Below are 15,110 nucleotides of genomic sequence, written 5' to 3' on the forward strand. Positions count from 1 at the left end.
TTCTCGGGGGCTGGCCGGTGCCTATTTCAGCAGGATATTCCCGATTTCACGGAGCTGCGTGCGTGCCCGCAACAGATAGAAACCCTGCACCGCCAGATGGTTCGGCAGCATGATCCCGTCCACATCGCCGTTAAGGACAATCAGCGGATCAAGCGAGGCCGCCGCCCGAAGCGACACCAGAAGCGATTTGTAAAGCGGCTGAACATCGCGGCCGACGATCACCGAGGCAAAGTCTTTCTCGAGGGCGGCAAGGATCAGCGTATAGGCATACACCTGTCCCTTCACCTGATAGAAAAGGTCATCCGCGCCGGTATCGGGCAGCACGCCGCCGCTTTCCGCGGTGATATAATCATCAATCGCCGCCGAAGACGCGCCGAGATCGAGGGTGATTCGGTCAAGCGTGGCGAGGAGATTGTCAGCCCGGCGTTCGAACACGGCATCGCCCGCTGCCAGCCGCTCGTTATAGGCGCGCAGCTGCCGGGCGGCCTCGCGGAAATAGGAATCCGACGGGGTCGTGGGCAGAAGCGACGTCGAGAAATCAATGATCCAGCGCTCGGGCTCCTTCGACAGGTTTCCCGCAGCCTTTTCAAGATCCGTATCCACTGCACTCGAGCCGCGCGTGCGGCCAATCTGGTCGCGCAATTCGAAGGTGAAACGCGACAGCGCCCCCATGATGCCCTTCTGGTAAGAGGGCGTGTTGTCAAGCCAGCCGCCGGGCAGGAAGAAGGGGTCGTTGGGTGTCCAGTTATGGTCGACCGTTTCGCGCTCCACGAGACCCGCGACCAGTTCCACCGTCACCGAAGCATTCTCCGGCACATCGGGCAGCGGCCGGAATTTGTCGTCAATCCGGTTCACGATCATCATGCCGATTAGGATATAAAGGAGGAAGACACCGGGCACGGCAACCGCCACCATGCGCCAGGTGCGCGCACTGATAGTGGCGCCCCAGGTGAGTGCCCATGTCCAGAGCGTGCGGATACCCCGCCACAGAAGCGCCCCGAAGGCCTTCAGTTTTTCAAGGACCCACTGCCAAAGTTCGCCTGCCATCGACCTTTCTCCCTGATAGGGTTACATTGTTGGAATTGCAGGGCCGAATTGCAAGGACTTAGCGCCGTTCAGGCCGTGTTCAGCCTTGCAGGCCAAGGATAGTGCCAATTTGATGCAGAAAGACGCGCATGAAAGCGATACTCGCCTTGTTCCTCGCCGCCGGTATGGCCGTATCGGCAGCCGCCGATGAAAATCTGGCCCCCGGCCCCGCCTGCGTGGTGGCCGAGCGGATCAGCAACTACAAGATCGAAAGCGATACCCGCGTGCGCCTGACGATCAGCGAGGGCGACGACATCTATATGATGCTGAAGGACGCCTGCCCGCAGCTGAAATTCCACGGCTATATGAGCTATACGCCGCTCAATGGTCGTCTGTGTGCCGGGCGTGACGACATCATGAGCCGGGCAGGCGTGACCTGCCGGATTGCCACTTTCAACCTGACGCACCCCAAGGACCCTGCCCCCGGCAGCCGCTGAGCCTTTCACGCCGCCTCTTGCGCGAAAGCCCCGCGGCCCTTATGGAGTCCGCATGGAAACAGCAATTTACAAGATACTGCGCGCCGACGAATGGCAGGCGCTGATGGCGGATGGCACCTTCGAGGGCGCCCCTGTCGACCTTGCCGACGGCTTTGTGCATCTTTCCACGGGCGCGCAAGTGCGCGAAACCGCCGCCCGCCACTTTGCCGGTGAAGCAGGCCTGATGCTTGTTGCCATCGACCCGGAAACCACCCCCGAAGGCGCACTGCGGTATGAGCCATCGCGTGGCGGTGACCTGTTCCCGCACCTTTATGCGCCGCTCGCGACCGACATGATCGAAAGCGCCTGGCCACTGGCCCTGGGGGCGGACGGTGCGCATGATTTCTGGATGCTTGAAGCGGAGAGTGAGTGATGGACCTTTTCTCGATTGCCCGCCCGTTCCTGCATGCAATGGACCCCGAGCGCGCCCATAACCTGACAATCCTTGGCCTGCGCACGGGCCTTCTGCCGGAAGCCACCGATGCGGACGACCCGGTCCTGAAAACCAGCGTGTTCGGCATCGATTTCCCGAACCCCGTGGGCCTTGCCGCCGGGTTCGACAAGAATGCCGAAGTGATCGAGCCGATGCTCGGCCAAGGCTTCGGTTTTGTCGAAGCGGGTTCGGTGACACCCAAGCCACAAGCCGGCAACGCCAAGCCGCGTCTTTTCCGCCTGACGGAAGACCGCGCGGTGATCAACCGCTTCGGTTTCAACAACAAGGGATTGGGTGCCTTCTGCGCCCGGCTTGAAGCCCGTCGTGGCCGCAGCGGTGTTGTCGGTGCCAACGTCGGCGCCAACAAGGATGCCACCGACCGCACCGCCGACTATGTGACGGGCGTTGAAGCGCTTTATGGCCTTGCTGACTATTTCACCGTGAATATCTCGAGCCCCAACACACCGGGCCTGCGCGCGCTGCAGTCACGCGCGAGCCTTGAGGACCTGATCGGCCGTGTGCTTGCTGCCCGCGCAGCGAAAGTGGCGGCGGGTGCTGCCCGCGTGCCGATCCTTGTGAAAATCGCGCCTGACCTGACGGAAGAAGATGTTGCCGATATCGCCGCTGTCGCACGGGCAAGCGAGATTGACGGGCTGATCGTATCGAACACCACGATCGTGCGGCCTGAAAGCCTGAAGTCCGCGCACAGGGCCGAGGTTGGCGGCCTTTCCGGTGCGCCGCTGATGGCGCCTTCCACGCGCATGCTGGCAAAAGTCTATAAGGCGACAGAAGGCAAGGTGCCGCTTATTGGTGTTGGCGGGATTGCCTCGGGCGCTGATGCCTATGCCAAGATCCGGGCCGGCGCTTCACTTGTGCAGCTTTATTCGGCGCTTGCGTATGAAGGCACCCGGCTGGTGCCGCAGATTAAGGCTGACCTCGCGGCCCTCCTGAAGGCTGGCGGCTTCAAGGATGTCGCATCAGCTGTCGGGGCTGACCACCGCTGAGGCGGGCTTTCAAGCGAAAAGATTGATCAGGTTGACGGCCTGAGGCGCCGGGAAACCACCACCGCCAATGGCCGGGGTGAAGATGGGGGCGGCAGGTGCCGCAGGCGTCACGGGCGCACTTGTCGGAACACTCGGTCCTGAAACGACTGCTGGCGAAGGCGATATATCCGTCGCCGGGGTTTCCGCGTCCGGCGCGGGGTCGGTTTCCGTTGCAGCGCCAATCTCTCCCGCTTCGCTATCGGACTTGGGCTCTGCGCTTTCAGCAATGGCCTTGGTTTCTTCCTTCTTCTCGGCCTGTTCTTGCGCGGCGGCTTCGGCTGCTGCCTTTTGCTGTTCGCGCTGCTGACCTTCGGCTTCCCGGATCGTGGCGGCGGCAGCGGCGGCTACCGACCGGTCCTGACCGGACGGGCGCGCGGGTGCAAGGGCAGCGGCACGGACGACTTCCATCTTGGCGATCGTGGCGCGCGGGTCACCCGGCACCGTGCTTGTATCGATCTGCACATGCCCGCCAACGGCATACTGACGGCCATCCGGCCCGCGCACATATTCGAAATTCGGAGACCCCGCATAGCCGGCGCCGGCTGTCTGGTGCGCAGTTTCATGGGCACGGACTTCGCGGTCACGTGCGGCAAGCCTCGCAACTTCGGCCTGTTCGTCCTCAGAAAGCTGGTTCGGGAGCCGGGTGCTGGTGCCCGCCGGGCGGCTATCCGAGAAATTGGATTCGATCACCTGCACGGCCACACCGCTAGCGCGGCTCTGGCTGATCGGGGCGCCACTGCTGCCCTCTTGCGCACGAGCAGACCCGTCGCCTGAAGCCGGGGTTTCCGGCACAGCCGTGGATCGGGAAGCGGGCGCGGCCACTTCGGGGCGTCTGAGGCCCGGCGGCGGCGCACCCGTTGTTGGCAGGATCACGCTCGTCGTCATAAGGCACAGTTTACCATTGTTTCTGCCGTTCGGGAACGCTGATGCAACGCCGCACTGATCCGACGTGGCGACCGGCGCGTAAGAGGAGGAAACCGGAGCCCGTTACAATGCCAGCCCTTGCTGTTGCCGAGACTGTCCGAACCGCCCCGTCCGTGCTATGCCGGACGAAGCCTCAGGATTATCCGCGGGGCGCAAGGGGATGGCGGATGGGCACCGGCCGCACACAGGCGGAAAAGGATACGAAAGCGAATGCGGCGGCGCATGCAGCGCTGATCGCGCGTATCGCGACCGGTGCCGACCGCACGGCCTTTGCCGAGCTTTTCGCCTGGTACGGCCCGCGGCTCAAGGCGTTCGCGCTGAAAGGCGGGCTTGAGGATAGCGCGGCCGACGATCTGGTGCAGGATGTGATGCTGACCGTCTGGCGCAAGGCAGCGCTTTTCGACCCCGCGAAGGCAGCGGCCTCCACCTGGATCTTCACGATCCTGCGCAACCGGCGGATCGATCTTCTGCGGCGGGGAACCCTGCCAACGCAGGAGATCGATGCGGCAGAGAGGGTCGCGGCAGACGGCGAGGACCCGGAAGAAGCCACCTCGGGCGAGCAGCTTGCTACCCTTGTGAAGGACCGGATGGCAAGCCTTTCGCCCGAACAGGCGGAGGTCATCCACAAGGCCTTTTTTGAAGACAAATCCCATAGCGATGTGGCCGCAGAGCTCGGCCTGCCGCTCGGGACCGTGAAATCAAGGATACGGCTGGCGCTCGCGCATCTGCGGGGCCGGCTTGAGAAGGAAATCGAGGTAAGCGATGCCTGACAAGGACATGCTGGCCACACTCGTGACAGACCATATGGCAGGCGCCTTGCCGCCGCCCCTGATGCTGTTTGCCGACAGCCTCATTGAAATCAACAGCGAAGCCCGGCGCACCCACAACAGCCTGATGGCCGCGGGCGGCACGCTCATTGACGATATGGCCCCGGCCAGTCTGGCGCCGGACCTGTTCGACCGCCTGCTGGACAAGCTGGATGCCATGCCTGCTGAAGATGAAGGTTCAGCCGTGGAGGACAATGGCAGCGATACAGACCTCCCCACCGCCTTGCGGGCAAGCCTGCCCGGCCCGGTCGCGGGCCTCAAATGGAAGCGGATCGGCGGCGGCGTGCGGGAATATCCGATGGTGGCCGGGGTGCGCGGCTACAAGATCAGCCTGCTGGACATTCCGCCCGGGCAGACGATCCCGATGCATACCCACCGGGGGCGGGAATATACGCTCGTGCTCCGCGGGTCCTATACCGATACATACGGCGATATGAAAACCGGTGACTTCATCTGCACGACCGAGGCAGACACCCATAATCCGGTCGCTGATGCAGCAACCGGCTGCCTGTGCCTCGCCGTTCTCGATGCGCCCCTGAAGTTCAAGGGGCCGCTCGGCTGGCTGATCAATCCGTTCCTGAAAGTATAGGCCGCTCAGTCTTCGGGCGGACCATCCTCGGGACCGGGGCCTGGTTCATCGCCCGGCGGCGGGGGTGGCATGTCATCGTCGCGGTCATCCTTGAATTTCATCTTTTTCGGCATGCGCGGGCGGCTGAAAAAGGCGTCGGCAAGAGCCGCACGTGTGGGCTGATCAAGCGTCGGCAATATCTTCAGAAGCGCCTCGCGCATCGGCCCGTGCATTGCCCGCATGGCATCGTCATGCTGGTTCAGCGCGGCTTCAAATGCAGCAACGTCGAAGGTTTCAGCGGTAAGGAGCGCTTTCAGCGTCCGCTGATCCTCGCGAAATGCCTTGTAGCTTTCACGCATCATGGAGCGATTTTCGCGCAGGGCGTCCTTCAGCTGGCCACGAGCTTCTTCAGGTAGCAGCTTGTGGATAGCCCGGAGATTGAACTCGATCGGCCCCATGGGCGGGCGGTCACTATGGTGTTTGGGCGGCAGGCCACGACCGATCACATGACCAAGCGCGAACACATTGAGCGCCAGCGACAGGCCGAGAACCACAAACAGGATCTTCATGTTACGCGTCATAGGGTGCCGTCCTCAAAAAGGTCGATGTCGGTGCCTGCGATCAGGCTTGTGGAAAGATCAAGGTCGGTGACCTGCTCGGCCCCCGAAAGGCCGGCGTCATAGCCGACGAAAAGCCCGAGGCAAAGGGCAGCGGCAAGCGCACCGCCCTCGGCCAGTATCCAGGGCCGCGGGAAGGCCGCGAACAAGCCGCCAAGGAAAGACCGCCCACCGCCTGCCGCCGCCGAGGCGCGCGCCTGCGCATGGTCATCCGGGATGCGGTGCAGCCTTGCCATGAAGGCAGCAAGGGTCGCGTCATCCCGCCCGGGGACGCTGCCTGCAGTTTTCAGGAGTTCAGCCAATTTTGCGTCCTCCAGATCCTTCATCATGCCGTCCTTTCCTGGCCGCCCTGCGACCATTCCTCCATCAGGGCCTTCAGCGATTTCCGCGCCCGCACAAGGAGCGACTCGAAAGCCTTGATATGGATCTCCATCACTTCGGCCGCTTCCTGGTTGGACAGTTCCTCGAAATAGGTGAGGACAACCGCCGTCTGCTGCCGTTCGGGAAGCGTCGCGACCGCGTCCCTTATCCGTTGCCGTTCGCTTGCATCCGCCATCAGGTCTTCGGCGTTCATCGCATCGTCCGGCGCATCATAATCTTCGGGCAAGGCATCCGGCTTGCGGCGCCGCGCCTCGTCAAGGCAACGGTTGACCACCATCCGGTAAAGCCAGGTGCCGAACTTCGCCTTGCCCGCGTCAAAGAGCTCGGCCTTTGTCCAGACCTTCACAAACACGTCCTGCACCATATCCTCGGCGAGGGCCATGTCGCGCGTCATGCGGAAGGCAAGCGCCCGGCATTTCACCGCCCAGCGGTCCACAAGAACCGCATAGGCAGCCGGCGAGCCTGCCGCCACCTCGGCGATCAGGCGATCATCGCTTGCGTCCGCAAACGTGGGCCGTTGCCCCATGCGCGCAATCCTTCCATTCACTCACCGGCGGTACCCTTCCGGACAGGATACCACCTCGACGTCACACCTGTTACGGGCATGATTTCACATACCCTTCGCATTTTGTGCCATTTTTCCGTCATCTACAGGCGTTATCACCCGGCGCATCGCTTGAAACCGGGCCAAGAGTGTGGCTATGGTGCGAAAATTTGCGCGCCCCGGCAACCGGGTCCGCCGAACCATAAGGAAACGCCATGAAAATTGCGGTGATCGGTACGGGTTATGTGGGCCTTGTCTCGGGTACGTGTTTTTCCGAATTCGGCCATGAGGTCATTTGCGTCGACAAGGACGTGAAGAAGATCGAGAACCTCAAGAAGGGCATCGTCCCGATTTTCGAGCCCGGCCTCGATACCATGGTAGTGCGGAACGCCGAAGCCGGCCGCCTCGATTTCACCACCGATCTTGCCGAAGCCATGGACGGTGCCGCTGCCGTCTTCATCGCTGTGGGCACGCCGAGCCGCCGCGGTGACGGCCATGCCGACCTTTCCTATGTGATGGCAGCGGTCGACGAAATCGCGGCGCTCATTAAAAGCTATACGGTTGTCGTGACCAAATCGACTGTGCCCGTGGGCACCGGCCGCGAGATCAAGGCGCGTCTGTCGGCCAAGCTGTCGACCGACATGTTCGATGTGGCAAGCAACCCCGAATTCCTGCGCGAAGGCGCCGCGATCGAAGATTTCATGCGCCCCGACCGCGTTGTTTGCGGTGTCGAGAACGAGCGTGCCCAGGGCGTGCTGAAGGAACTGTATCGTCCGCTCTTCCTGAATGAAACGCCGGTCATCTTCACCAGCCGCGAAACCGCGGAAGTGGTGAAATATGCGGCCAACGCCTTCCTCGCCACCAAGATCAGCTTCATCAACGAGATGGCCGACCTTTGCGAGCGCGTCGGCGCCGACGTGCAGGAAGTGGCCAAGGGCATCGGCCTCGACAAGCGGATCGGTTCGAAATTCCTGCATGCAGGCCCCGGCTACGGCGGCAGCTGCTTCCCGAAAGACACCCGCGCCCTTGTGCGCTCGGCCGATGACGCAGGCGTTGACCTGAAAATCGTCCGCGCTGTCGTGGATGTGAACGAAGAACGCAAGCGTGCCATGGCCGCCAAGGTGATCGGCGGTTGCGGCGGTTCGGTTGCCGGCAAGAAGATCGCCGTGCTTGGCCTGACCTTCAAGCCGAACACCGACGACATGCGCGAAAGCCCGTCGCTCGATATCCTGCCCGCCCTTCAGAAGGCCGGCGCTGAAATCCATGCGTTTGACCCCAAGGGCATGGAAGAAGCCAAGCACCTGCTGCCGGGCGTGCATTTCGCGAATGACCCCTATGAAACCATGATCGGCGCCGATGCGCTTGTGATTGTCACCGAATGGAACCAGTTCCGCGCGCTGGACCTTGGCCGCGTCAAGGACCTGATGAAGTCGCCGGTGATGATCGACCTGCGCAACATCTATGGCCGCGCTGATCTGGCGAGCCACGGCTTCCACTATACGGGCATCGGTCGTTGAAGTGACGGATCGCGGCCGCGATAGACCGGCGCGGCCGCACCACCAGATCTGGGCCATTGCCGGGCCTGCCATCGTTGCTGGCTCGTCCGAGCCCATGGTGGCACTGGTGGACGCGTGGGCGGTGGGGCACCTGCCCTCGCCTGTTTACCTTGCCGCCATCGCAGTGGGCGCCGGGCTTTTTTCCTACATTTTCTGGGCTTTCGGTTTTCTCCGCATGGGGACAACCGGCCTGATCGCACAAGCGACCGGGCGGCGTGACATGGGCGAGGCTGCCGCCATCCTCACCCGCGCCGTCACCCTTGGCCTCGCCATCGGCCTCATCATCGTGGCCACAGGCCCCGTGATCTTCCATCTGGGCCTTCTGGCCTACGCGCCACCCGAAACAGTGGAAGCGCCGCTCACGCGATATTTCGACATCCGGCTTTTCGGCGCGCCCTTCACCCTGATGCTCTATGCCGTCACCGGCTATCTGATGGGTCGCGGGCAGGCCAAGCGCTCGCTTGTCGTGCAGCTGGTGCTCAATATCAGCAATGCAGTCCTGAACCTGATCCTTGTTGTCGGGCTTGAGATGGGGGTGGCCGGCGTGGCGCTCGGCACCCTAATTGCCACCCTGCTGGCGTTTGGGTGCGGGCTTTATTTTGTGCGGAACGACTTTAATGCCGGCACGCTGAAAGCGGCACTTCTGGACCGCGCCACCTGGGCGCCGCATGCCATCGGCAAGCTTTTCTCCTTAAGCGGACTTCTGCTTCTGCGCACGCTGATCCTGCTGACCAGCCTCCTGATCATCACCCGTCAGGCGGCAGCCCTCGGCGAGGCGGCCCTTGCCGCCACGCAGATCATGAACACTTTCATGATGCTGATGAGCCTTGGGCTTGATGGGTTTGCTTTCGCGTCCGAAGCGCTTGCAGGTGCGGCGGCCGGCGCGCGGGACAGGACGCTTTTTTCTTTCTGGGTCAGGATGGGTTTCCTGTGGTCGGCAATTGCCGCCCTTCTCTATGCAGGCTTCTATCTGGCTTTCGGCAACACGATTGTGGCGCTTCTGACCGACCTGCCGAGCGTGCGGGCGGCAATGGAACCGCTCATTCCCCTGCTCGCGCTGATGCCGATCCTCGGCTTTGCGGCCTACCAGTTTGACGGCATCTATGTGGGGCTGACGGCGGCGGGCGGCATGCTGGCCACGATCCTGGCGGGCGGCGCCGTGTTCGCCATCAGCGTCGGGCCGCTCAGCGACCGATACGGCCTTGTCGGCCTTTGGGGCGCTTTCGGGCTGTTTCTGGTGGTGCGTGGCCTAGGGCAAGCGCTTCTTTATCCGCGCCTTGCCGCAAGGGTTGGCCCTAGAGGATAGCTTTCACCGCTTCGGGCGGACGGCCAATGGCGGCCTTGCCGGCGTGGAACACAATCGGGCGTTCGATCAGCTTCGGTGTCGTCGCCATCGCCTTCACAAGCGCCTTGCCATTGGTGACATCCGCCAGACCCTGCGCCTTGTATTCGTCTTCCTTTGTGCGCATCAGGGCGCGCGGCTCGATCCCGAGCATGCCAAGCACTGCCTCAAGCTCGTCCTCCGACGGGGCCTCTTCAAGATACAGCCGCACGGTCGGTGTCAGGCCCATGCCTTCGAGAAGGGCGAGCGTTTCGCGTGATTTGGAACAGCGCGGATTGTGCCAGATGGTGACGGACTTTTCGGCCATGGGGCGGTCTCCTTGAAGGTCAGGAAAGGGAGCGGCTGGAGCGGGTAACGGGAATCGAACCCGTAACAAGAGCTTGGGAAGCTCGTGTGATACCTTTTCACCATACCCGCAATGGCCATGGTCGGTGCGGAAACTAGCCGCCTGACCGCCTGAAATCAAGAATGATCTGTGCCTTGGCCCCGCTTCGCGCTTGACGGCGACAGGATGCCCCGCCACTTTGTCGACGCCGGGTGGCAAGGGGCCGCCGCGGGCAATGATATTCAGGAGTTTGAACCATGCGCTATCAGAAAGGCACCGACCGCAACGTGACCTCCAAATGGGCTCGCCAGACCCAGATGGTCCGTGCCGGCACCATGCGCTCTGATTTTGGCGAGATGGCGGAATCCCTGTTCCTGACTTCCGGCTTCGCCTATGCGACCGCCGAGAGCGCCGAGGCGCGCTTCGATGGCCGCGAGGAAGGCTTCACCTACAGCCGGCAAACCAACCCGACCGTTGCCATGTTCGAGGAGCGGATGGCGCTTCTGGAAGGCACCGAGGTTGGCCGGGCGACCGGCACCGGCATGGCCGCGATGACGGCTGCCCTTCTTTGCCAGCTGAAAGCCGGCGATCATGTGATCGGCGCGCGGGCTGCGTTTGGCTCGTGCCGCTGGCTTCTTGATACCCTGCTGCCGCGCTACGGCATCGCCACCACAGTGGTGGACGGCACGGACATCAATGCCTGGGCCGCCGCCGTGCGCTCGGAGACCAAGGTCCTGTTCCTCGAGACACCCGCGAACCCGACGCTTGAAATGGTCGATATCGCCGCTGTTGCCGCTGTTGCCAAAAAGGCCGGCGCGCGGCTTGTGGTCGATAACGTGTTCGCGACCCCAGTGCTGCAGCGCCCGGTGGACCTTGGCGCCGATATCGTCTGCTATTCGACAACCAAGCATATCGACGGGCAAGGCCGCTGCCTTGGTGGCATCGTGCTTTGCGACAAAGCATTCGACGAGGAGTTTCTCTATCCCTACTACCGTCACACCGGCTGCGCCATGGCGCCTTTCAATGCCTGGGTGATGCTGAAGGGCCTAGAGACGATGGAACTCCGTGTCAATGCGATGGTCGATAACACCGAATATGTGGCCGCCGCCCTCGCAAAGCTTCTCGCCACCACGCGGCACCCCTCGCTGCCGAACTTCCCGCAGAAGGAACTGGCCGCACGCCAGATGACCCGCGGCGGTACCATGATTGCCTTCGAGCTGGCCGGTGGCCGCGACCAGGCGTTCAAATTCCTGAATGCGCTCGAGATCATCGATATCTCGAACAATCTCGGGGACAGCCGCTCGATCGCCACGCATCCGTGGAGCACGACCCACAAGGCGCTGGCCGAGGAATCAAGGCTGGAGCTTGGCATCACGCCGGGCCTTATCCGCCTGTCGGTCGGCCTTGAAGACAAGGATGACCTGGTCCGTGACCTGACCGCCGCCCTCAAGGCAGCGGGTGTGTGAGCCCTTTATGAGCGACGATGACGATGACATGGACGACGACCTGATCGATGGTGTGATGACCTTCGAGGCCATTACCGAAGGCGTGCGGGTCGCCGTCCAGTCCTATTTCCTCTCGGGGCAATCGGACCCTGAAGAGGGCTCCTACGTCTGGGCATACCGGATCCGCATCAGCAACGAGGGTGCGGCAACGGTGCAGCTTATCAACCGCCACTGGATCATCACCGATGGTCATGGCGGTGTGCAGGAAGTGCAGGGTGCCGGCGTTGTGGGCGAGCAACCGGTGCTCGCCCCCGGCGAACGCTTCGTCTATACAAGCGGCACCCCGCTTTCCACGCCCACGGGCTTCATGCGCGGCACATACGAGATGCAGCGCCCGGATGGCACCTTCTTCGATGTGGAAATCCCGGCCTTCTCCCTCGATAGTCCTCACTATTCGCTGAAGCTCAATTAAGCGCTTTATCTGGCGTTCAGCTTCATGGTCCTATGATGGGACCATGAAGAAGCTTTTTGCCCTGTTGCTGATTGTCTCCTGTGCCAGCACCGCCCGTGCAAACGAGGCTGCAGACGCCTATCGGCAGGGGCGTTTTCTAGTCGCCCGCGATCTCGGCCGGTCCCTCGGGGACGCCGACAGCCTCGCCTGGGCGTGCCGCGCCGGCCTTGTTATCGGCGGTTACAGCGGCGATGCCCGGCAATCTGCCCATGACCTGCACGGCGCACTTGAAGACTGCGACGCCGCGCTCGCCCTTGATCCCGACCATCCGTTTGCCCTCGTCAGCCGCGCGCTTGCCATCGGGTTCGAGGGAAAGCGCGTGAAGAAGGCCAATCTCGCCAAAGCATCGCGCGAGATGCTTGAAGGCGCCCTCACGCGCCACCCCGACGACCCGCTGGTGCTTGGCGCACTCGGCGGCTGGCATGCGGCTGTTTCACGATCCGGCTTTCTGGCGCGCGCCGTTCTCGGCGGCAATTCAAAAGTTGCGCGGGACTATTTTGAACAGGCCCTTGCCCTCGCGCCTGAAAATTTGCCGATCCGCTTTGAATTTCTGAAATTCCTTGCAACAGGTAACAGTGATGAACGCAAGGAAGCCCTTGAAGGCCTCGTAGCCTTTGAGGCAATGACACCATCGGACGCGTTCGACCGGATGCTGCTCGAAAAAGCGCGCGCCCTGACGGATGCCCTGAAAGTGAACGACAAACGCGCCATCCGGGACGCCCGTGAGGCCGCCAGCGCCTTCACCAATATCGACGATGCGAAGGAAGAGGTTGAGCCTTACCCGCTCGCCCAATGAATACCAAAGGGGGACATATGCCAGGGAACGCCGGGGCCAATCGATACAGCCTTGTTGCCATCGTCCTGCATTGGCTGCTCGCTGCGATGGTGATCGCGCTGCTGATTCTCGGCCCCGTCATGACAGACATGGGCGATGACGACCTGATGCTGAAGTTCGACCTTTACCAGTGGCACAAATCGCTTGGCATCAGCGTTCTCATTCTCACGCTCTTACGGATCGGCTGGCGTATCATGAAGGCCCCGCCTCCGCTGCCTGCCGCCATGGCGCGGCGTGATATCTTGCTAGCCCGCACGATGCATGCGCTTCTCTATGTCCTCACCCTTGCCATTCCGCTCGCCGGGTGGGTGACGGTGTCGGCGTCGCCGCTGGGTATTCCGACCTATCTTTATGGCACAGTCCCGTGGCCGCACCTGCCGGTTACCGGTGAAGCGGCAGAGGCCATCGCCAAGACGGTGCATGCCGCGCTGGCGTGGGGGCTGATGTTCCTTGCCGTCGGGCATATCCTCGCTGCCCTCTATCACCAGTTCGCCCTCAAAGACGGGCTCCTTGCCCGCATGTTCCCTATCGGAGACCCGCGCCCATGAAAGCTTTCATCGCTGTATTCATGCTTGCCACCGCGCCCGCAGCCGCGAGCGACTGGCAGCTTGACCGAGAGGCCAGCCATCTGGGCTTTGCCTACCAGCAGACGGGCGCACCCACTGAGGGACAGTTCAGCGCCTTCGACGCCGATATCAGCTTCGACCCTGCCGATCCGGCAGCTGCGAAAATCAGGGTGGTTGTCGACCTCGCCTCGATCGACCTCGGCGCCAAAGACCGTAACAAGATCGCGGCTGACCCGATATGGTTCGACAGCGGCGCCCACAGTGAAGCTGTTTTCACCGCAACTGGCGCGACCTCCCTTGGTGGAAACCGCTACCGCGCCGACGGAGCTCTTGCCATCAAGGGTATCGAAAAGCCCGCAACGCTTGATTTTACCCTCGATATCGATGGCGATACCGCCCACGCCGTTGGCAGCGCCACGCTCGCCCGGCTCGACTGGGACCTGGGCGGTGGCCAATATGCCTCCGAACGCTTCATCGGATTCAGCGTCCAGGTGAATTTTGACATCAAGGCCGAAAGGATTGCCCCGTGACCCTGCGCCACACTGCCACCGCCGCCCTCATTGCTGCCGCCCTTGGCCTTGGCGCCTGCCGGGGGATTGTCGATACCGTCTATCCGGTGAATGTGGCGCCTTCATCGATCCATGCCGGCAGCTACAGCATTGATCCCTCCCATGCGGGCGTCATCTTCAATATCCGGCATATGGAACTGGCCCGCTTTTACGGCCGCATTCCGGTGAAGGATGGATCGCTCGCCATCGACCCCGATAGCCCCGAGACGGCCAAACTGCAGGTCACGATGGATGCCGCCGGGCTCGACACTGCCAATCCGGTGCTGGACGAGAAATTGCGGGATCTGGTTTCAGCCGACGAATATCCGGAGATCACATTTGAGAGCATATCGGTTGTCCGGACCGGCGAAGCGACCGCCAATGTGACCGGCAACCTGACCATCGCCAAGGCAACAAAGCCGGTGACGCTTGTCGTTACCTTCGCCGGCAGACGCACAGATCCCCTGAGCGGCGATGACCGCATGGGTTTCGATGCGACAGGGACAATCAGGCTCAGCGAGTTCGGCCTCTCGGCTGTCTGGACCCCTTTTGTCGCTGACGAACTGGACCTGACAATCGGGGCCGAATTCACACGGCAGAAATAGGCTTCAGAAAGTTTTCTGGCGGGTCGCTGTTGCGCGCTCGATGGCGGCTGCCGTCAGCCGGTCGATGCCGAGCGTGTGGCGGATGATCTCGAGGAGGCGCAGTTCTTCCTGCGGAAGCTGGCCGTCCGAAGCTGCCACCTCGCAGGCGACCGAATAGACAAGGTCATAATCCTTTTCAGGCACCGCCTCAGCGACGAGGCCAAGGATGGCATCGAGGCCTTCCTCGCTCTGCAGGAGATCGATGCAGGTGTCGGTGTCGGTCGCCAGATGCTCGATCCGGTATCCCCGAAGTGCGGGAAGATAACCGACAAGTCCGGTCATCCGCTCGAGTTCGCGGTCCGTCATCGCATCATCGGACGCAGAGACAAGGACCATCGTATAGATGAGGGCGGTTTCCGGGCTGATCGTGGACATGGGATTCTTGTTCCTTGAATAATCGACTGTTCCGAACGTGGGGCAAATCGGCGGTCGCTGCAAG

Annotated in this window: 20 protein-coding genes and 1 tRNA gene; 13 read left to right on the plus strand and 8 right to left on the minus strand. The window is 62.3% G+C overall.

The genetic code is table 11. The annotated features are described in order from the left end of the window. Window positions 1-21 precede the first annotated feature (21 nt). Window positions 22-1,047, minus strand: coding sequence for a DUF2333 family protein (locus tag PH603_RS02085; RefSeq protein ID WP_289504265.1), 1,026 nt, complete (start codon window positions 1,045-1,047; stop codon window positions 22-24). A 128-nt stretch (window positions 1,048-1,175) separates the two neighbouring features. On the opposite strand from PH603_RS02085, the gene PH603_RS02090 reads away from it, so the two are divergent. From PH603_RS02090 to PH603_RS02100, 3 genes are read left to right on the plus strand one after another with little or no spacing between them, the layout of a single operon-like run. Further along, on the plus strand, window positions 1,176-1,523 hold the full coding sequence (locus PH603_RS02090; protein WP_289504266.1) for a hypothetical protein: 348 nt from the start codon (window positions 1,176-1,178) through the stop codon (window positions 1,521-1,523). Window positions 1,524-1,575: 52 nt separating this feature from the next. Further along, window positions 1,576-1,935: a DUF952 domain-containing protein gene (locus PH603_RS02095; RefSeq protein WP_289504267.1), complete on the plus strand. Its 360-nt coding sequence runs from the start codon at window positions 1,576-1,578 to the stop codon at window positions 1,933-1,935. After that, entirely contained in the window at window positions 1,935-2,999 is a 1,065-nt protein-coding gene (locus PH603_RS02100; protein ID WP_289504268.1) for a quinone-dependent dihydroorotate dehydrogenase, read from the plus strand. The genes PH603_RS02095 and PH603_RS02100 overlap by 1 nt, the downstream gene beginning before the upstream one ends. Window positions 3,000-3,008: 9 nt before the next feature. Here PH603_RS02100 and PH603_RS02105 read toward each other — a convergent pair whose 3' ends face one another. Then, the gene (locus PH603_RS02105; protein WP_289504269.1) at window positions 3,009-3,923 is read right to left on the minus strand and encodes a putative metalloprotease CJM1_0395 family protein; all 915 of its coding nucleotides are present in this window, start codon (window positions 3,921-3,923) and stop codon (window positions 3,009-3,011) included. 206 nt (window positions 3,924-4,129) lie between these two features. Between PH603_RS02105 and PH603_RS02110 the strand changes: the two genes are divergently transcribed. Next, window positions 4,130-4,732: a sigma-70 family RNA polymerase sigma factor gene (locus PH603_RS02110; protein ID WP_289504270.1), complete on the plus strand. Its 603-nt coding sequence runs from the start codon at window positions 4,130-4,132 to the stop codon at window positions 4,730-4,732. After that, window positions 4,725-5,378, plus strand: a complete 654-nt coding sequence (locus PH603_RS02115) for a ChrR family anti-sigma-E factor (protein ID WP_289504271.1) — start codon at window positions 4,725-4,727, stop codon at window positions 5,376-5,378. Before PH603_RS02110 ends, PH603_RS02115 begins: the two co-directional genes overlap by 8 nt. Window positions 5,379-5,383: 5 nt before the next feature. Here PH603_RS02115 and PH603_RS02120 read toward each other — a convergent pair whose 3' ends face one another. The 3 genes from PH603_RS02120 to PH603_RS02130 are packed head-to-tail and all read right to left on the minus strand — an operon-like array spanning window position 5,384 to window position 6,881. Continuing rightward, window positions 5,384-5,938: a periplasmic heavy metal sensor gene (locus tag PH603_RS02120; RefSeq protein ID WP_289504272.1), complete on the minus strand. Its 555-nt coding sequence runs from the start codon at window positions 5,936-5,938 to the stop codon at window positions 5,384-5,386. Beyond that, on the minus strand, window positions 5,935-6,303 hold the full coding sequence (locus PH603_RS02125; RefSeq protein WP_289504273.1) for a hypothetical protein: 369 nt from the start codon (window positions 6,301-6,303) through the stop codon (window positions 5,935-5,937). Before PH603_RS02125 ends, PH603_RS02120 begins: the two co-directional genes overlap by 4 nt. After that, a complete protein-coding gene (locus PH603_RS02130; protein ID WP_289504274.1) occupies window positions 6,300-6,881 on the minus strand; it encodes a sigma-70 family RNA polymerase sigma factor in 582 nt (193 codons plus the stop codon). The genes PH603_RS02125 and PH603_RS02130 overlap by 4 nt, the downstream gene beginning before the upstream one ends. A 233-nt stretch (window positions 6,882-7,114) precedes the next feature. On the opposite strand from PH603_RS02130, the gene PH603_RS02135 reads away from it, so the two are divergent. After that, entirely contained in the window at window positions 7,115-8,416 is a 1,302-nt protein-coding gene (locus PH603_RS02135) for a UDP-glucose dehydrogenase family protein (protein ID WP_289504275.1), read from the plus strand. Further along, window positions 8,361-9,761, plus strand: a complete 1,401-nt coding sequence (locus tag PH603_RS02140; protein WP_289504276.1) for an MATE family efflux transporter — start codon at window positions 8,361-8,363, stop codon at window positions 9,759-9,761. The genes PH603_RS02135 and PH603_RS02140 overlap by 56 nt, the downstream gene beginning before the upstream one ends. On the opposite strand, the gene arsC is transcribed toward PH603_RS02140, so the two are convergent. Both arsC and PH603_RS02150 read right to left on the minus strand, forming a co-directional pair. Further along, complete coding sequence (gene arsC / locus PH603_RS02145) at window positions 9,751-10,104, minus strand: arsenate reductase (glutaredoxin) (protein WP_289504277.1); 354 nt, start codon at window positions 10,102-10,104, stop codon at window positions 9,751-9,753. The two genes, PH603_RS02140 and arsC, sit on opposite strands and share 11 nt — an antisense overlap. Before the next feature lie 36 nt (window positions 10,105-10,140). Then, window positions 10,141-10,214: transfer RNA gene (locus PH603_RS02150), tRNA-Gly, on the minus strand. Window positions 10,215-10,379: 165 nt separating this feature from the next. On the opposite strand from PH603_RS02150, the gene metZ reads away from it, so the two are divergent. From metZ to PH603_RS02180, 6 genes are read left to right on the plus strand one after another with little or no spacing between them, the layout of a single operon-like run. Continuing rightward, complete coding sequence (gene metZ / locus PH603_RS02155) at window positions 10,380-11,588, plus strand: O-succinylhomoserine sulfhydrylase (protein ID WP_289504278.1); 1,209 nt, start codon at window positions 10,380-10,382, stop codon at window positions 11,586-11,588. 7 nt (window positions 11,589-11,595) lie between these two features. Continuing rightward, on the plus strand, window positions 11,596-12,039 hold the full coding sequence (gene apaG / locus PH603_RS02160; protein WP_289504279.1) for a Co2+/Mg2+ efflux protein ApaG: 444 nt from the start codon (window positions 11,596-11,598) through the stop codon (window positions 12,037-12,039). Window positions 12,040-12,082: 43 nt separating this feature from the next. Continuing rightward, window positions 12,083-12,874, plus strand: a complete 792-nt coding sequence (locus PH603_RS02165; RefSeq protein WP_289504280.1) for a tetratricopeptide repeat protein — start codon at window positions 12,083-12,085, stop codon at window positions 12,872-12,874. A 17-nt stretch (window positions 12,875-12,891) separates the two neighbouring features. After that, window positions 12,892-13,461, plus strand: a complete 570-nt coding sequence (locus PH603_RS02170; protein ID WP_289504281.1) for a cytochrome b — start codon at window positions 12,892-12,894, stop codon at window positions 13,459-13,461. Then, entirely contained in the window at window positions 13,458-14,009 is a 552-nt protein-coding gene (locus tag PH603_RS02175) for a YceI family protein (RefSeq protein ID WP_289504282.1), read from the plus strand. The genes PH603_RS02170 and PH603_RS02175 overlap by 4 nt, the downstream gene beginning before the upstream one ends. Further along, window positions 14,006-14,632 carry a YceI family protein gene (locus PH603_RS02180; RefSeq protein WP_289504283.1) on the plus strand — a complete coding sequence of 209 codons (627 nt, stop codon included), beginning with the start codon at window positions 14,006-14,008 and terminating at the stop codon, window positions 14,630-14,632. The genes PH603_RS02175 and PH603_RS02180 overlap by 4 nt, the downstream gene beginning before the upstream one ends. A 3-nt stretch (window positions 14,633-14,635) precedes the next feature. Here PH603_RS02180 and PH603_RS02185 read toward each other — a convergent pair whose 3' ends face one another. Further along, the gene (locus PH603_RS02185) at window positions 14,636-15,046 is read right to left on the minus strand and encodes a tellurite resistance TerB family protein (protein WP_289504284.1); all 411 of its coding nucleotides are present in this window, start codon (window positions 15,044-15,046) and stop codon (window positions 14,636-14,638) included. Between the last annotated feature and the right edge of the window lie 64 nt (window positions 15,047-15,110).

Origin of the sequence: Gimibacter soli, from assembly GCF_028463845.1 — a bacterium.
In the GTDB taxonomy this organism is placed as follows: domain Bacteria; phylum Pseudomonadota; class Alphaproteobacteria; order Sphingomonadales; family Kordiimonadaceae; genus Gimibacter; species Gimibacter soli.

What these genes read in the sequence shown, in the direction of transcription:
- PH603_RS02085 (WP_289504265.1), bottom strand. Translation starts at nt 1,047, where the DNA reads ATGGCAGGCGAACTTTGGCAGTGGGTCCTTGAAAAACTGAAGGCCTTC.
- PH603_RS02090 (WP_289504266.1), top strand. Translation starts at nt 1,176, where the DNA reads ATGAAAGCGATACTCGCCTTGTTCCTCGCCGCCGGTATGGCCGTATCG.
- PH603_RS02095 (WP_289504267.1), top strand. Translation starts at nt 1,576, where the DNA reads ATGGAAACAGCAATTTACAAGATACTGCGCGCCGACGAATGGCAGGCG.
- PH603_RS02100 (WP_289504268.1), top strand. Translation starts at nt 1,935, where the DNA reads ATGGACCTTTTCTCGATTGCCCGCCCGTTCCTGCATGCAATGGACCCC.
- PH603_RS02105 (WP_289504269.1), bottom strand. Translation starts at nt 3,923, where the DNA reads ATGACGACGAGCGTGATCCTGCCAACAACGGGTGCGCCGCCGCCGGGC.
- PH603_RS02110 (WP_289504270.1), top strand. Translation starts at nt 4,130, where the DNA reads ATGGGCACCGGCCGCACACAGGCGGAAAAGGATACGAAAGCGAATGCG.
- PH603_RS02115 (WP_289504271.1), top strand. Translation starts at nt 4,725, where the DNA reads ATGCCTGACAAGGACATGCTGGCCACACTCGTGACAGACCATATGGCA.
- PH603_RS02120 (WP_289504272.1), bottom strand. Translation starts at nt 5,938, where the DNA reads ATGACGCGTAACATGAAGATCCTGTTTGTGGTTCTCGGCCTGTCGCTG.
- PH603_RS02125 (WP_289504273.1), bottom strand. Translation starts at nt 6,303, where the DNA reads ATGATGAAGGATCTGGAGGACGCAAAATTGGCTGAACTCCTGAAAACT.
- PH603_RS02130 (WP_289504274.1), bottom strand. Translation starts at nt 6,881, where the DNA reads ATGGGGCAACGGCCCACGTTTGCGGACGCAAGCGATGATCGCCTGATC.
- PH603_RS02135 (WP_289504275.1), top strand. Translation starts at nt 7,115, where the DNA reads ATGAAAATTGCGGTGATCGGTACGGGTTATGTGGGCCTTGTCTCGGGT.
- PH603_RS02140 (WP_289504276.1), top strand. Translation starts at nt 8,361, where the DNA reads ATGGCCGCGCTGATCTGGCGAGCCACGGCTTCCACTATACGGGCATCG.
- arsC (WP_289504277.1), bottom strand. Translation starts at nt 10,104, where the DNA reads ATGGCCGAAAAGTCCGTCACCATCTGGCACAATCCGCGCTGTTCCAAA.
- metZ (WP_289504278.1), top strand. Translation starts at nt 10,380, where the DNA reads ATGCGCTATCAGAAAGGCACCGACCGCAACGTGACCTCCAAATGGGCT.
- apaG (WP_289504279.1), top strand. Translation starts at nt 11,596, where the DNA reads ATGAGCGACGATGACGATGACATGGACGACGACCTGATCGATGGTGTG.
- PH603_RS02165 (WP_289504280.1), top strand. Translation starts at nt 12,083, where the DNA reads ATGAAGAAGCTTTTTGCCCTGTTGCTGATTGTCTCCTGTGCCAGCACC.
- PH603_RS02170 (WP_289504281.1), top strand. Translation starts at nt 12,892, where the DNA reads ATGCCAGGGAACGCCGGGGCCAATCGATACAGCCTTGTTGCCATCGTC.
- PH603_RS02175 (WP_289504282.1), top strand. Translation starts at nt 13,458, where the DNA reads ATGAAAGCTTTCATCGCTGTATTCATGCTTGCCACCGCGCCCGCAGCC.
- PH603_RS02185 (WP_289504284.1), bottom strand. Translation starts at nt 15,046, where the DNA reads ATGTCCACGATCAGCCCGGAAACCGCCCTCATCTATACGATGGTCCTT.